At 41.5% G+C, this 15,649-nt stretch carries 13 protein-coding genes; all 13 read right to left on the minus strand.

Translation table 11 applies throughout. The annotated features are described in order from the left end of the window. Window positions 1–2: 2 nt before the first annotated feature. Entirely contained in the window at window positions 3–1,559 is a 1,557-nt protein-coding gene (gene atpA / locus IGI84_RS11710; RefSeq protein WP_005228708.1) for a F0F1 ATP synthase subunit alpha, read from the minus strand. Between the two features lie 23 nt (window positions 1,560–1,582). Further along, window positions 1,583–2,125, minus strand: coding sequence for a F0F1 ATP synthase subunit delta (locus IGI84_RS11715; RefSeq protein ID WP_016619750.1), 543 nt, complete (start codon window positions 2,123–2,125; stop codon window positions 1,583–1,585). Next, entirely contained in the window at window positions 2,112–2,636 is a 525-nt protein-coding gene (gene atpF, locus IGI84_RS11720) for a F0F1 ATP synthase subunit B (RefSeq protein WP_005228706.1), read from the minus strand. Before atpF ends, IGI84_RS11715 begins: the two co-directional genes overlap by 14 nt. Before the next feature lie 88 nt (window positions 2,637–2,724). Next, window positions 2,725–2,937 carry an ATP synthase F0 subunit C gene (gene atpE / locus IGI84_RS11725; RefSeq protein ID WP_005228705.1) on the minus strand — a complete coding sequence of 71 codons (213 nt, stop codon included), beginning with the start codon at window positions 2,935–2,937 and terminating at the stop codon, window positions 2,725–2,727. A gap of 32 nt (window positions 2,938–2,969) precedes the next feature. Beyond that, complete coding sequence (gene atpB / locus IGI84_RS11730; RefSeq protein WP_077452900.1) at window positions 2,970–3,689, minus strand: F0F1 ATP synthase subunit A; 720 nt, start codon at window positions 3,687–3,689, stop codon at window positions 2,970–2,972. Between the two features lie 293 nt (window positions 3,690–3,982). Further along, window positions 3,983–4,441 (minus strand): SsrA-binding protein SmpB, encoded by a 459-nt coding sequence (gene smpB, locus IGI84_RS11735; protein ID WP_008380870.1) that lies wholly within the window; start codon window positions 4,439–4,441, stop codon window positions 3,983–3,985. Between the two features lie 15 nt (window positions 4,442–4,456). Further along, on the minus strand, window positions 4,457–6,817 hold the full coding sequence (gene rnr / locus IGI84_RS11740) for a ribonuclease R (protein ID WP_220427187.1): 2,361 nt from the start codon (window positions 6,815–6,817) through the stop codon (window positions 4,457–4,459). 3 nt (window positions 6,818–6,820) lie between these two features. Then, window positions 6,821–7,573, minus strand: coding sequence for an alpha/beta fold hydrolase (locus IGI84_RS11745; protein WP_220427188.1), 753 nt, complete (start codon window positions 7,571–7,573; stop codon window positions 6,821–6,823). Between the two features lie 123 nt (window positions 7,574–7,696). Next, the gene (gene secG, locus IGI84_RS11750; protein WP_005228700.1) at window positions 7,697–7,933 is read right to left on the minus strand and encodes a preprotein translocase subunit SecG; all 237 of its coding nucleotides are present in this window, start codon (window positions 7,931–7,933) and stop codon (window positions 7,697–7,699) included. Window positions 7,934–8,089: 156 nt separating this feature from the next. Further along, on the minus strand, window positions 8,090–8,362 hold the full coding sequence (locus tag IGI84_RS11755) for a GNAT family N-acetyltransferase (protein WP_005234370.1): 273 nt from the start codon (window positions 8,360–8,362) through the stop codon (window positions 8,090–8,092). Between the two features lie 17 nt (window positions 8,363–8,379). After that, window positions 8,380–9,336: an alpha/beta hydrolase gene (locus tag IGI84_RS11760; RefSeq protein ID WP_216681998.1), complete on the minus strand. Its 957-nt coding sequence runs from the start codon at window positions 9,334–9,336 to the stop codon at window positions 8,380–8,382. A gap of 144 nt (window positions 9,337–9,480) precedes the next feature. Beyond that, the gene (locus IGI84_RS11765) at window positions 9,481–13,647 is read right to left on the minus strand and encodes a Cna B-type domain-containing protein (protein WP_430600411.1); all 4,167 of its coding nucleotides are present in this window, start codon (window positions 13,645–13,647) and stop codon (window positions 9,481–9,483) included. A 660-nt stretch (window positions 13,648–14,307) separates the two neighbouring features. Further along, on the minus strand, window positions 14,308–15,645 hold the full coding sequence (locus IGI84_RS11770; protein WP_321206008.1) for a hypothetical protein: 1,338 nt from the start codon (window positions 15,643–15,645) through the stop codon (window positions 14,308–14,310). Window positions 15,646–15,649: the final 4 nt, after the last annotated feature.

A 15,649-nucleotide genomic window follows, 5' to 3' on the forward strand; every position in this document is an offset into this window, starting at 1 on the left:
TTTTATGCGTTTTGCATTGTCGATATTTTATCTTGCGGCGTTACCCGAGAACTGTTGGATGCCATGAAAATATCTTTGAATGCTTTAATGGTGTCATCTAACAAGCTTTCTTCTGGCAAGTCTTTCGTTGTCCGAATGGTTTCAAAAATCGTTGCTGCGTTTGCTTCGATATATTCAAATAATTCTGCTTCAAAGTCCAATAGTTTATTGACTGGCACACTATCAATGAATCCATGCGTCAAGGCATAAAGAATCACGACTTGTTTTTCTACTGCCAATGGTTCATGCAGTTTTTGCTTCAAGATTTCAACGGTTCGACGACCTCGGTTTAATTTGGCTTGTGTCGCAGCATCTAGATCAGACCCAAACTGTGTAAAGGCCTCTAGTTCGCGATAGCTAGCCAAGTCCAAACGCAAGGTACCGGCAACTTTTTTCATCGCTTTGATCTGCGCAGAACCACCAACCCGTGAAACGGACAATCCAGCCGCTACGGCAGGACGCACACCAGAATAGAATAGGTCGTTTTCTAAGAAAATTTGTCCATCTGTGATAGAAATCACGTTAGTTGGGATATAGGCTGAGATATCCCCTGCTTGTGTTTCAACAAACGGCAATGCCGTCATTGATCCACCGCCTAGTTCATCACTTAATTTCGCTGCACGTTCCAATAAACGAGAGTGCAAGTAGAAGACATCCCCTGGGTATGCTTCACGACCTGGCGGACGGCGTAGAAGGAGAGAAAGTTCACGGTAAGCGACTGCTTGTTTTGATAAGTCATCAAAGACGATCAAAACATGTTTGCCGTTATACATGAATTCTTCTCCCATCGCAGCCCCGGCATAAGGTGCGATATAAAGCAGTGGTGCTGGTTGTGAAGCACCTGCTGAAACAACGATTGTATAATCAAGTGCACCATAACGGCGTAATGTTTCCACTTGTGCACGAACCGTTGAGTCTTTTTGGCCAATTGCGACATAGATACAGATCATGTCTTGCCCTTTTTGGTTGATGATCGCATCAATAGCGATCGTTGTTTTCCCGGTTTTCCGGTCACCGATGACTAATTCCCGTTGGCCACGACCGATTGGTACTAAAGCATCAATAGCTTTTAAACCAGTTTGCATTGGTTCCGAAACGGATTTCCGTTGCATAACACCTGGTGCAGCTGCTTCGACTGGGCGTGATTTATCTGTTTCGATCGGACCTAAACCATCGATTGGTTGCCCTAATGGATTTACTACCCGGCCAATTAATGCATCGCCGACAGGAACTTCCATGATTTTACCGGTTCGTTTTACTTTGTCCCCTTCACGAATGGTTTCAAAATCACCTAGGATGATGATCCCGACATCGTTTGACTCTAAGTTTTGTGCCATCCCATAAGAACCGTTTGAAAACTCAAGCAGTTCTCCACTCATGGCATTTTCTAAACCGTGGGCGCGGGCGATCCCGTCCCCAACGTATGTGACAGTACCGATTTCTTCTACAGAAAGTTCGTTCTGATAATTTTTAATTTGCTCTTTGATCAAGGCACTAATTTCTTCTGCTTTGATGGCCATCCGATTCACCTCTTATCTCTTGTTTATCTGCCGATTTTTTGTCGCAGATAATCCAGTTGGCTCTTAATACTACCGTCGATCACTTGATGATTTGCTTCAACGATGACACCGCCTAAAATCGTTGGATCGATCGTTTCTTTCAATTGTGCCTGCTTGTACCCAAGCTTATCGGCGATTTGCTTTTCAATTTTGCTTTTTTGTTCTGCTGACAAAGCAACAGCCGTTGTGATCGTTCCGAGAACAAGACCTTGATATTCATCGTAACGACGTTCGTATTCATCAATGATCAGCAATAGATCATCCATGCGATCATATTCATAAACGATCTCTAAGAAATTTCTGACCAAGCCTTCAAAGCCCTTCAGCAATTGATCGACTAATTGTCTTTTCTCATGAAGATCCAAACGGTTATCGGTCACGATTTGGCCGAATGTTGGAATCTCCTGATAAATCTGACGCAAGGTCATTAATTCTTGGTAAACTTCTGTCAAGCGTTGTTCTTCCATCGCCAATTCGAACAACGCTTTTCCATAACGTTTTCCCACTGTGAATTTATCGAGTTTCATTAACTGAACCCAATCCTTCGATATATTGATTGATTAGGGATTCATGATTTTCGGGAGTCAATTCGCGGCCTAAGATTTTTTCTGCGATTTGAAGCGAAAGTTCTGCCACATCATCTTTCACTTCTTTTAACGCAGTTTCTTTTTCAAGGGTGATATCTGAGTTGGCTTTTTCTTTCAAACGAGCCACTTCTTCTTTGGTCTCGCTCAAAATATTTTGCCGACTCAATTCCCCGCTATCTTTGGCGCTCTTGATGATCTCCGCAGCTTCAGAATGAGAACGTGCCAATTTTTCTTGGCGTTCTTTTTCTAATTTTGCTGCATTCAAGCGTGATTGTTCCGCTGAATCCAAATCATTGGCGATTTTATCTTCCCGTTTTTGCATCATGCTACTGATGGCATCCCATGCAAAATGTTTCAATAAGAATAGCAAAAGAAGAATTGATCCGCTGACAACGATAATATTGCCAAGCATTGGATTTTGAACTTCCGCTATAACCAACTGATTTAGCATAACGATTCTTCCTTTCTGAAAGTCATTGTTTCATTAGAAAAAAGCAAAAACGAGTGCAATTGTTCGTTTCTGCCTTTTCGTGCTTGTCTTATCGGAAGACTAATAACAGCGCGATAACTACCCCTAGAATCGGTACAGCTTCGACTAGCGCTACCCCGATAAACATTGTTGAACGTAGTTGACCTGACATTTCAGGTTGGCGTGCCATTGATTCGATCGTTTTTGCGATTACTTGTCCGTTACCATACCCTGCACCAATTGCTGCTCCGATAATTGCTAATCCTGCTCCAATAAAGTTCATTCTTTTTTCCTCCTAATTGTATGTCGATTCGATTAATGTTCTGCCACGGTTTTGTGGCTCATAAATACCATGGTCAATGTAACAAATACATAAGCTTGGATCGCTCCAATAAAGAGCGAGAAGCCAATCCAGATCATTTCTAGCGGCATCACGATCGGCAATGACCACCAACCAAGACTAATAAACATGTTGGCAATCAATCCTAATAACACTTCACCAGCGAATATATTTCCATATAAACGCAAGCCTAACGTGATGACATTCGTAAACTCTTCGATGATTTTTAGCGGCAATAAAAAGCCCACCGGTTTCAGATACGAATTGATCAAGTAATTTTTGAAGCCCAACGACTTGATCCCAAAGAAATGTGTCAAGGAAATAACCATAAGTGCGAGTGTCAATGTAACAAACGGGTCTGCTGTCGGACTTTTCCATAAGGTAATGTCATCTGTCGTCACGATTTTTGTGACTAAGCCGATCTCATTTGCCACAAACACAAAAAGAAACATTGTTACACCGAGCAAATGAAAGTTGTTCACTTGAGATCCTGGTAGATTGTCCGCCACGATGCCACGAACAAAGTCAATGACCCATTCAATGAAGTTCTGCTTCCCTTTCGGTTTCATTTGCAAATTACGTGTACAAATAAAGACCACCAAAAAAACAATGATACAAGAAATGATTGTCATCATAGCTACAGTTCCATCAAACCATATAGGACCGATATGAAACATAAGCGATTTATCTTCCAATCTTTCTCACCTCTTTTCCTGTCATCTCCAGAAAAAAATCTGGTGTTACAATGCGTTTCCTCTCATAACAATCGGTATCATACCACCACGAATGGAAAATTTCAAAGCATTTTCAAGAAAATTAGACAAAAAACTCACAATGCTAAAAATCCTAAATTAAGTGAAAAATCCTCGTGTCGCTATGTGGAAGAAAAAGCCTGTTAAATCAACAGCTTTCCCTTAAATGCTACCAAATTTAGCGTGATTTTCAAAGCGATAACCTCTGTCGGATTCTAAAAGAAGTTCTTAGAAAATTAGAAATTTCTAAGAACTCGGTCAATTTGTCTTTCCTGATCTTTGCGTTTTAAGGATTCTCGCTTATCATACTCGCGTTTTCCTTTCGCTAAACCAATCAAAACTTTGGCATAACCATCCTTGATATACACCTTTAATGGCACAATCGTCATACCAGTATTTTTTGTTTCGCCAATCAAACGAGCGATCTGCTTTTTGTGTAGCAACAGTTTTCTCGTCCGCAATGGGTCATGATTAAAAATGTTGCCTTGCTCGTAAGGACTGATATGCACATTGACTAAGAATGCCTCACCATTGCGAATGCGCACAAAGCCGTCTTTCAAATTGATCCGACTGTTGCGGATCGCCTTGATCTCGGTTCCTTGCAAGACGATCCCCGCTTCGATCGTATCGAGGATCGTGTAATCATGGCGGGCCTTTTTGTTTTGGGCGATTAATTTCCCTTCTCCTTTAGGCACGGGCCATCCCTCCAATTATTTTTTCTTGATTCCTTTATAAAAAGGTTTTTTCTTTTTCACTTTGCCAGCTTTTTTCGGCTTGGCTTTGCCTGATTGTTCAAACCGTTTCCCTTGGTTTTTCTCAGGGTTTCGTTGTTTTTTTCCACGGCGGTTCGCTTCATTTTTTTGATGGTTGCTTCGTTTGTTAGCTTTTGGTGCTTGCAGTTTTTCAACTTCTTCTGCTGCTACCAGTTCGAAATCAATCTCTCTTGTTTCTGGATCAGCCTTTACGACTTTGATGCGAACTTTCTGACCAATTTTAAAGGTCAAGCCTGTCCGTTCCCCCACAAGTGCTAGATGGTTTTCCAAATAATGGAAGTAATCTTGCTTCAAGTTATTGATATGGATCAGCCCTTCAATCGTGTTAGGCAATTCAATAAACAAGCCAAACTTGACCACTGAACTGATGATACCGTCAAACTCTTCTCCTACTTTATCGGCCATATACTCAGCTTTTTTAAGCGCATCGACTTCTCTTTCTGCATCGACTGCTCGTCGTTCCATTTGGGAGCTGTGCATCGCGATGTCCGGCAAGATTTCCGCCCATTTGTTTTGGTTGGCTTCAGAGACATCTTCACTGTAAGAACGAATCAAGCGATGCACGATCAAGTCGGGGTACCGACGGATCGGTGACGTGAAGTGGGTATAATCTTCCGCTGCCAAACCATAGTGACCGACGTTTTCTTCAGAATACTTCGCTTGTTGCATACTTCTTAGTAGCATCGTATTGACAACCATTGCCTCTGGCTTACCTGCCACATCTTCAACCACTTTTTGTAGTTGTTTTGGTGAGATCGAGCCATTGGTCTGTTTGACTACGATCCCTAAAGCAGACGCAAAATCAAAGAAGCGGCGCATTTTCTCTTCTTTTGGTTCCTCATGGATCCGATAAATAAATGGTAAGTGCTTTCGATTGAAATGGCGCGCCACAGTTTCATTGGCTGCCAACATGAAGGATTCGATCAATCGCTCGCCGACACCACGTTCTCGCAGAACGATTTCTTGTGGGTGTCCTTCTCCATCGACTAAGACTTTCGCTTCTCGGTCTTCAAAAGAAACTGCCCCACGTTTGATGCGCATCGCTTCTAACACGTGATGCAAGGCGGCCATATCATGGAACATCGGTACTAGTTCCGCATATTTTTTGGTGGTTTCTGGATCATTATCTTCAATGATTTGATTGACTGCTTGATACGTCATCCGGGCACTTGTTTGAATAATACTTTGGAAAATATTGTAATCCGTGACGATCCCCTCTTGATTGATCCACATTTCACAGCTCATGGTCAACCTGGGCACGTTTGGATTCAACGAACAGATGCCGTTTGATAAACGCTGTGGGATCATTGGAATCACTCGATCCGTAAGGTAGACACTCGTTCCCCGATCAAACGCTTCTTTATCCAATGCGCTGTTTTCGGTCACATAATAAGAAACATCGGCGATATGCACGCCCAAATAGAAGCTGCCGTCAGGCAATGCTTTTACCGTCACCGCATCATCCAAATCTTTGGCATCCGCTCCATCGATCGTTACGATCTGTTGATCTCGCAAATCCCGCCGTTCTGGAAAGTCAGCAGGATCGATCGTATCTGGGACTACATCTGCCGCCGCTAAGGTTTCTTCCTCGAATTTTGTGGGAATCCCGTTCGCCACGACGATCGACAATATATCCATTCCAGGATCGTTTTTATGTCCTACAACTTTCGTGATCAACCCCTCTAAGCTTTTCGAATAACCTTTTTCTGGGTAATGGCTGATTTCAACGATCACAATGCTACCATCTACAGGTCGAATCCCTTGAGCGCCAATAAACACCTTTAATTCACTTAGTTTTTTATCTTTAGGCTGAACTACGCCATATAGATCCGACTCTTCGATCTCTTTTTCGTCAAATAATGTAAACTCGCCGACCAACTGACTGATGGCGCGTTGTTTGATTTCTACGACTTTCCCCTCTGCACCACGATCTGAGAAAGGATCGGCAACATGCACGATGTCTACAGCAACGGTATCGCCGTCCATGGCATAGCCTGTTGCTTCTTTAGGAATATAAATATCGTCTTCTTCTTCATCCAACGTGACAAAACCGAAGCCCCGCTCGTTGGCTCGGAAAGTCCCTTCCACAAATACACGTTTCATGGGTAATTTCACTTTGCCTTTTTTGTTAAAAATCACACTGCCTTCTCGTTCCATCGCTGCTACTGTCTGGACAAGATTCTTAAAGTCTGTGCTTTTTTGAAGTCCTAGACCTTCAGCAATTTCTTCCATTGAAAAGCTTTTTTTGCGGCTTTCTTCGAGAAACTGAATGATTTTTGTTTTAATCGTTTCTGTCATAACTCACTCTTTCCAAGCAAGTGTTTCTAAGAAAGCAAACACATCCTGCTCTAATTTTTTCCGTTCTGGTCCAACGGTCACCACATGACCGCTTTCGGGATACCATTGAAGCGTATAGGGAACATGGGACAGTGCCTCTGCTGTTTTGAAAACTGTCTGTGGATCGATCATTTGATCCTTTCCTGCTTGCGCCAGGAAGATTGGGCGCTTGATTTTTCCTAAATGCCCAGCTGTGGTTTGTCCGACTGTTTCGATTCCTTGCAGCTGTTCTCTGACCTTACGAGGGACTCCTGCCAATATTTTTTTTTGGGTCGCCTCGTCTAAATCAGCATAGGGTATGACCATTTCAGCATACTTTTCAAAATTGACTGGCACGTCATTCTTGGTTTCAAATAATGGCGAACAAAACAGTCCGCCCCCCATCAATGTTGGATCTTGGGTCAAACGATCCATCGCTAAAATCCCACCCATGGAAAGTCCCAGAACAGCAACTTCCTCATAGCCTTTTTCTTTCACATAAGCAACTGCATCCGCAGCATCCTGCTGCCAAACAGCCATCCCTTGATTTAAGATATCATCTGGATTCGGTGTACCATGTCCAGTAAACATCGGTGTATAAACCGTGTAGTCTTTTTGTTCTAACGAACGACAAAGCATGCGCACATCGTTAGGACTGCCTGAATAGGCATGGAACAAAATGACCGCTCGTTTGCCGTGTTCAGCAAAAACCGGTTTTGGTTGATTAAATGTTTTCATGTTTCCTTTCACCTCACGTCCAATTCTACCATAGTTAGCAAGAATACTTCGACAAATGCGATCAAAATCTTCCCCTTAAAAAGAAAAAAACCTCTCTTTACGAGAGGTTCGCTAACAAAGTGATTAGTTTGATGAAAGAAAAGCCAAAATAAAGAGCAAGACCATCCAAACAAAACCTAAAATGGCCGTTGAACGCTGCATCACCGCTTCAAATCCACGGGCTTTTTGCTTACCAAACAATTGATCTGCACCGCCGGTAAAGGCACTAGCTGCACTATTTTGCTTGCTAGGCTGCATCATGATCGTAATGACCATTAAAATCGAAATAACGATCACAGCAGTTAATAAGATGTTATACACGTTAGCTCCTCCTTGCTTGCTAAAGTCGTCCTTTCCATTTTAGCATTTTCCGCTGGAAATTACTACTCTCTTTTTGTCATTGCCCGTTGCATGATGGTTTAAAAAAAGACTGTCCTTTCTGACAGCCTTTTTCTCATAGATTGCTTTTCGTTCAAATCAGCGAACCAGTACGTCATCGTACTCTGGTTTCTCTTTAAACTCCTTGACCGCAAAAGAGCAGACAGGCATAATTTTTTTCTCTTCCCGTCGTGCTTTTTCAACAACTGCTTTGAGTAACTTTTGCGCCAATTGCTGTCCGCGATAATCAGGGTTGACGAAGGTGTGGTCTACTTCTAGCACATCATCTGGCGTTTCTTGCCATGTGATCTCTCCGATTTCTGTTTCTCCATCATACAAAGCAAAACGCTTATTTTCTTCTTTTATTTCCATTGTATTCTCCCTTTCTATCAGACAATGTCTGTATTTTGTTTGCTATTCTCAATAAATTGCAAAACGGTTGGCCAATATTCTGGTGCGTCTTTAACTGCCTGTAAATGTCCCATACTGGGAAAAAGGACTTTTTGTTTCGGACCAGCCGTTGCCTCCATTAAAGTATTGATTTCTTTTTCAGAAAGAAACGTATCCTTCTCTCCTTGTAAAAACAGCACAGGTAAATGGTTGCTGCCGACTTGTCGGGTCACTGAGATTTGTAGGAAGGGGTAGCCAACTAGGTGTTTACTGTAACGATTGGCTAATCGCAAAAAGCGCTTGACGGGTAACCGAGAAAATTGCGGTAGACTTGCCCGAATGGCACTGTAAACGGACGTGTAACTGCTGTCTGAGATCAACCCCGTCACTTGCACCGGCATGACTTCTCCACTGGCCAGCAGCAAAGTCGCCGCCCCCATTCCCAAACCATAGAGGAAGATTTGAGTTTGGGGGTCTTTTTCCAAAATCTTATCGATCCACAAAAGCAGGTCCATCCGATCTAGCCACCCTAAACCAATCTCTTTGCCTTCACTGCGACCATGTCCACGCAAATCAGGAACTAAAACATTGTAACCCGCAGCCCAGAATTTCTCGGCCGCCTCTTGACAATCTGCTTGCCCGTCACTGCGATACCCATGCAAGCAAATCACCCATGTTTTAGCACACTGATCGAAGACTTCTGCTCTCAAGATCAGATCATCGGTGGTCGTTACCGTACATTCCGAACCTTGTGCCCAAAAAGCCGAACTGCTTTTTGCGATCCGCTCTTTGTATGGAATCCCCAGTTTCTTTCTGCCTTCTTTTTCATACCATTCATTGTTACGCATAATAATTGCCGAAACAAAATAGCGTACGCCCTTTTTCATCACAGACGTGCGATATACATAGTACACCAAAAAAATAAAAATAAGCAGTAGTAGCAATAGCCAAACCATAGGATCCCCCCTTCATTTTAGTTTACCATTTACACCGGTTTTCAGCCAAAGTTTTGTCGCAAGTCTTAAATAAGTCCTATACTTTTTTAAGAAAAAATCTTTGTACTGACTTCTAGCGAAGGAGCAGTACAAAGATTTGTTTGGTTAAATATGTTTCTGTTTATAGAATAGGAAAGCAATCATGGTGAGTAAGATACCTCCAAGAACACTTAGTTCATAAGAGGATTCCTCGTTTGTCTTTGGCAAGCATTTTTCATTATCTGTCTGTGATGACTCTGTCTGGTTCTTTTTGTCATCCAGCTTTTGCTCGGCGTTTCTGGCTATTTTTTTCGGTTTATCAGACTTGTCAGAAGGTGTTGGTATTTTGGGACCGCTAGGATCATTCGGTGTCTCAGGCGTTCTCGGCGTTTTTGGTTCGACATAAGTATTGATCAAATCATAGCCATGGACATCTGACTTGTATCCTTTGACAGCCACTTCTTGAATGCTATAGGTGTAAGCTTGACCTTTCGCATCATATTTTGGCAGATCTTCAAAACGATAGGTCCAGTTGCCTTCTTTATCTGCTTTTACGACTTGCTTGGCGATTTCTTTACCGTTTTGCATTAATTCGACAGTGATGCTTTCAGGGCGGGTATTGAACTTGTTGCTATAATCATCCCATGTCTTTGTTCCAGCTACGTCTGTCGTTTCGGTATTACGGTAGGTGTTGACTAGGTCATAACCGTTGATTTCACTAGTGTAACCTGGCACTTTTTCTTCTTGGATCGTGTAAGTATATGCTTTCCCCTCGGCATCATACTTAGGCAGATTGTCAAAGCGATAGGTCCAGTTCCCTTGGTTATCTGCTTTTACAATTTTTTCTGCGTATTTTTCGCCGTTTCGCATCAGCTTGACAGTGATGCTTTCAGGGCGGGTGTTGAACTTGTTTTCATAGTCATCCCATGTCTTTGTTCCAGCTACGTCTGTCGTTTCGGTATTACGGTAGGTGTTGACTAGGTCATAGCCGTTGACTTTAGTGGTGTATCCTGAAACATTTTCTTCTTGGATCGTGTAAATATATGCTTTCCCCTCGGCATCGTACTTAGGCAGATTGTCAAAACGATAGGTCCAGTTGCCTTGGTGATCTGCTTTTACGATTTGATCGTCGATTTCCTTATCATTTCGCATCAGCTTGACAGTGATGCTTTCAGGGCGTGTGTTGAACTTGTTGTCGTAGTCATCCCATGTCTTTGTTCCAGCTACGTCTGTCGTTTCGGTATTATGGTAGGTGTTGACTAGGTCATAACCGTTGATTTCACTAGTGTAACCTGGCACTTTTTCTTCTTGGATCGTGTAAGTGTACTCTTTTCCTTCGGCATCATACTTAGGCAGATTGTCAAAACGATAGGTCCAGTTGCCTTGGTGATCTGCTTTTACGATTTGATCGTCGATTTCCTTATCATTTCGCATCAGCTTGACAGTGATGCTTTCAGGGCGTGTGTTGAACTTGTTGCTATAGTCATCCCATGTCTTTGTTCCAGCTACGTCTGTCGTTTCGGTATTATGGTAGGTGTTGACTAGGTCATAACCGTTGATTTCACTAGTGTAACCTGGCACTTTTTCTTCTTGGATCGTGTAAGTGTACTCTTTTCCTTCGGCATCATACTTAGGCAGATTGTCAAAACGATAGGTCCAGTTGCCTTGGTGATCTGCTTTTACGATTTGATCGTCGATTTCCTTATCATTTCGCATCAGCTTGACAGTGATGCTTTCTGGGCGGGTGTTGAACTTGTTGTCATAGTCATTCCACGTCTTCGTTCCCGATACTGCCGTTGTTTCGGTGTTACGATAGGTGTTTACTAGGTCATAGCCTTTGATTTCAGTGGTGTATCCTGACACTTTTTCTTCTTGGATCGCGTAGGTGTAAGCTTTTCCTTCGACATCATACTTAGGCAGATTGTCAAAGCGATAAGTCCAGTTGCCTTGGTGATCTGCTTTTACGATTTGATCGTCGATTTCCTTATCATTTCGCATCAGCTTGACAGTGATGCTTTCAGGGCGGGTATTGAACTTATTGTCATAGTCATTCCATGTCTTTGTTCCGGCTACTTCTGTCGTTTCGGTGTTACGATAGGTGTTGACTAGATCATAGCCGTTTACTTTAGTAGTATACCCTTCAACAGGTGTTTCTTGGATTGTGTAATCATAAGTCTGACCAGATTCGTCAGTTGTCGGTAGGTCCGTAAATTCATAATGCCATTCCCCCTCTTTATTTGGGGTAACCATTTTTGTTTGGAACACTTCACCGTTTTGCAATAATTGAACCGTAATACTTGCCGGACGGGTATTAAATTTGTTGTCATAATCGTCCCACGTTTTGGTCCCGCTGATTGTCGTTGTATCAAAAGAAAGCAATTGATTCATGGCAGCTAGTTTAATAGTCGGCACGATTGTTTCATTTGCTTGCAGATCCCAGCGATGGGTTTCTGCATTGACCAATACTGTATCCGCAATGATACTGCCGTCAACATTTTGATGGACATCGACTGTATCACCAACAGCCAAGATGGTTCCTTGGAAGGGACTATTAATCGAAATCGTTTGGCCCTCTGATTGGCCAACAAAATTCCATAAGATAACAGCATCATCAAACTCTTCTGTTTCATGGCTATTACGGGACGTACCATCCGTATATTCTAGTTTGATTTGCGACTTGATATTAACGGTACTTGCTCCTTCGGTATCCACATTGATGAGCACAGGAGACGTGCCTTTTGTCAGCCCTTTGATAGTAATCGGCGTATCTTTTTCTAATTCTGTTTTTGAAAGAGAAACAACTACCTTTTGGTCTTCTTTCGCAATTGGATCTTCTGAAAAGGAGATGGGTTTCGTATCAATCAGGTAGCCGTCTGGCGCCTCCGTTTCCACAAAGGAATACTCTCCCTCTGGAAGATCCGTTTCGATTACTTGTCCATCATCATTTGTGATCTCTTCATCAACCTCTTTATGTGTCTTTTTATTTTGAAGTTCGTAGACACCGTCATCAAGCGGCTTTCCTTTTTCATCCGTTAAGGTCAAAACAACCTCTTGAGTATCATTTTCAGCACTGGTAGTATCAATGACCCGCTGATTATTATCAGTGAACTCCTTGGTTACACCGGGTGTCTGCGGATAAGCTCCCAGTCTTTCTGACGTCGCCTGTAACGTTGAAAATACCTTTCCAAAATCTATATACGGTTCACTTACGGATGGATCTTGAAAAACTTCGGAAGTCTTCAAGTGATCCATTCTCTGACCATTTACAAAAACGGCAGGTTGCTGATTTTGATCTGCTAAATCTACTGTGACTGATGGACCAAAAACAACTTTGTTTTTTCTACTATCCGTTCCTGACACAAAAGAAGAATTTGCAATCGTATTGACCTTTTGAATGTAATTGATTTCTGTTGCCAACGAACCATCCTGAATACTGGTTCCAAAATTGACATTTCCATTTAGTTCTCCCACTGCTAAGTTTCCATTCGTATGGGTATTTAGCGTCGCATGGTTAGCAAAAATATGAAAATATTGGGCTTCTCCTAGAAGGGCGTCATCAACTTCAGGAACATCATTTTTAAAAATGCCGCCACTTGAAAGTTGTGAAGCTGCTGGTGCACTTGCTTGGGTATCAGGTGTTGATTCTATTGCTGTTGATGCAGTATTTGACGCCGTTTGCTGTTGTGACTCGCTACTTATTGTTGCAGTCGGTTTTTCAGAAGCCTCTGATTCCTGACTCTCGGCAAGTACTGCTTCGGTACTCGTTGCTTCTGTGGATTGATTTTCAGGTAGAACAACTGCTACATCGGTTGCGTTGATGAGGTCTTCTTTCACTTGACCCTTTTCTTCATCTGTTTGAAGAAACGCTGATTTGATTGTCAATGTTTGAAGACTTTTTGTTTGAAACGTTAGCGTCATTTGACTAAAGGAACTGCTAGCAGTTTCTTCTATCAACTGCTGTCTTTGCGAATCATATGTAAATTTCGTGCCGCTGCTTTGGATTGATTCCGGCAAAATCGTTTGTTCCCCTTCACTCAAGCTGAATGCCAGTTGATTAGCTGCTACTTGTTGGTTTTTTTCAACTTGGATGCTCCAAGTGATCTCCCCTGTGGTAGGATCTGGTAATGAGGTCACTTGCGCTGTGCCTTTTTCGTTCTGAAATAGGACTGTTTTGGTGCTTCCCTCGGTGTTTGCATGAGCTGTAACGACTGGTAACAATGGCGTCACATACGACATGACAAGCAAGGACAACATGAAAATTGGGTAAGCTATTTTTTTCACATAAGTAAGCATTTTTCTTCCTCCAAACAACAAATTTTACTCAGGTGATTATCCTAATCGGAAAAAAGACAAAATGCAAAATACCTCAAAGTTTGTTTATGTGAAAAAAATGAAAGCAAGAAACATAAAATGATTCTTGCTCTCAGGAGAACTTGTGAAAATGAAATATAATTTCTTTATTTTTAAAAAACAGAAGAACAATTTATTCATTATAAATACACAAAATCAAGAAAGAATCTTTTGTTTGTGATAAAAGTTCTTTCATTTAAAACTCTTGAGCAACAGCAGTGATTGGCAACTCGTTAAAATTTCACTAGTCAAAAAATAATAGTTGTAAATAAAAAATGAAAATTTTCATAAACAATCACATTATTTTCATTTTCGATTACAAAAATTTTAGCAGATTCTTTAAAATCTTACTGTTATTTTCTCTCTATTTATAAGTTCTCTTAATTTTTACTGTACAAAGAAACGTCTTTATCATTTTTGGGACTGATTACTCAGAATTGATTCTTCAGTCCCAAATTTGATTTTGCCTAACACATCAATCTCAATGAGAGAAAGATTTTATTGCGCAGTCTGATATTCTGATATTGTAAAAAAACTGACCATTTGGAAAAAGGAATGGTTATCGCTATTTGCAGAAGATTCACTTTTTCTTTACCAAATTGACTACTCTTTATCGTTGTTGATCAAGAAGTCGAGCAATTCAGACTGTTCCGCAAAAATTGCTTCTACTGATAAGCTTCGATTATGACTCTTTTGCTTGGTAGCTTCTGGCAACTCAGCATCAATTTGGTTAGTTGCTGATTCGATGGCCTTCTCGACTGGTAAAGGTTCTGCATTCACTTTCGTCTCTAAACTGTCTGGCTTCATTGGAAATGGACTGTTATCTTCAAAGTGATCCGTCGAAGCATTCAGTTGACTTTTCCAGAATAACTCCCCAAAGAGATACACACCAAGAGCATTTTTATTGTTAAATACTTTACAAGATAGCCCCATCTTGATGAGTGTCTGATTTACTGTGTTTTCGTTGATCGCTGCTGAAGGAATATCTCTGACTAGAATTGTATCAGCATATTGAATATCTTGATCACTATTTACATAATCAATCAATTGATCTGTCAAAGCAGTCGTCTCTTTACTAACGATTTCAGTTAAATCTATTGTCTGACGTCCATTGATCGTCACAATAAATGGATTGTTTTTCTTAGCTGTGACAAGCATATCGTAGACGACGCCATGATCCAGCTCAAAGATTGGTGCCGGATGATTCCCTTCATTTTCTTGATAAGCTTGTACCACGTTACCTGCCAATTCATACAAGCCGTCTGCGACTTTTGAACTTTTGATTAGTTCTCCATTTTCGTAGCTGTCACAAGTGAGAGAATGATCATTGATTTCAAAGACATAAGTCAACCCAGCAAGGATTTCTTCCACGCCTAACATCAAATGAATATCATTTCGTTTGCTTTCAAAAACTGCGGCTAGAGATTTTGGAATCAGCTTTACTCGCTCGATACGAATCCGATAGTGAGTGCCATCAACAACGGTCTCGAATTCATCCGCCAGTTGTCTCTCAATGTCAGCAAGCCGGTCAAAACTTTCTGTTGCTACTCCAAGGCATAATGAACAGCTAAAGCAATCCTCTGCAATTTCGGTAAAAAGTGAGGGGCTTTTCTCTACTAAATAAGAGAGTATCGTTTTGATATATGTCTTAAATTTTTGATCTCCGAGAGTTATCAACGGATTCCCAAATGTTTGGTAGGCTTCCGATCGTCGACTATACAACCTGTCGAGGCCCCAAGTAATTTCTTTCTCGCTGCCCTCGAGAAGAATTCGTTTCCCTATTTTGTTTTTTAGGTAGATCGGTTCATTATTTTTTCCTAAAAGATACTGTAGATTATTTTTTTTGACTTCTGAGTAAACAGAACTTCTGACATCTTGATAACCGTAGCCAACAACGCCTACTCGAAATTCATCAATGTCTAACGCAATGATTTTGTTCACACTA

This window comes from Enterococcus sp. DIV0008 (assembly GCF_050542615.1).
Taxonomy (GTDB): Bacteria; Bacillota; Bacilli; order Lactobacillales; family Enterococcaceae; genus Enterococcus_D; species Enterococcus_D innesii.

Coding starts and splice junctions, on each gene's coding strand:
- atpA (WP_005228708.1), bottom strand. CDS start 1,559: ATGGCCATCAAAGCAGAAGAAATTAGTGCCTTGATCAAAGAGCAAATT.
- IGI84_RS11715 (WP_016619750.1), bottom strand. CDS start 2,125: ATGAAACTCGATAAATTCACAGTGGGAAAACGTTATGGAAAAGCGTTG.
- atpF (WP_005228706.1), bottom strand. CDS start 2,636: ATGCTAAATCAGTTGGTTATAGCGGAAGTTCAAAATCCAATGCTTGGC.
- atpE (WP_005228705.1), bottom strand. CDS start 2,937: ATGAACTTTATTGGAGCAGGATTAGCAATTATCGGAGCAGCAATTGGT.
- rnr (WP_220427187.1), bottom strand. CDS start 6,817: ATGACAGAAACGATTAAAACAAAAATCATTCAGTTTCTCGAAGAAAGC.
- IGI84_RS11745 (WP_220427188.1), bottom strand. CDS start 7,573: ATGAAAACATTTAATCAACCAAAACCGGTTTTTGCTGAACACGGCAAA.
- IGI84_RS11755 (WP_005234370.1), bottom strand. CDS start 8,362: ATGGAAATAAAAGAAGAAAATAAGCGTTTTGCTTTGTATGATGGAGAA.
- IGI84_RS11760 (WP_216681998.1), bottom strand. CDS start 9,336: ATGGTTTGGCTATTGCTACTACTGCTTATTTTTATTTTTTTGGTGTAC.
- IGI84_RS11765 (WP_430600411.1), bottom strand. CDS start 13,647: ATGCTTACTTATGTGAAAAAAATAGCTTACCCAATTTTCATGTTGTCC.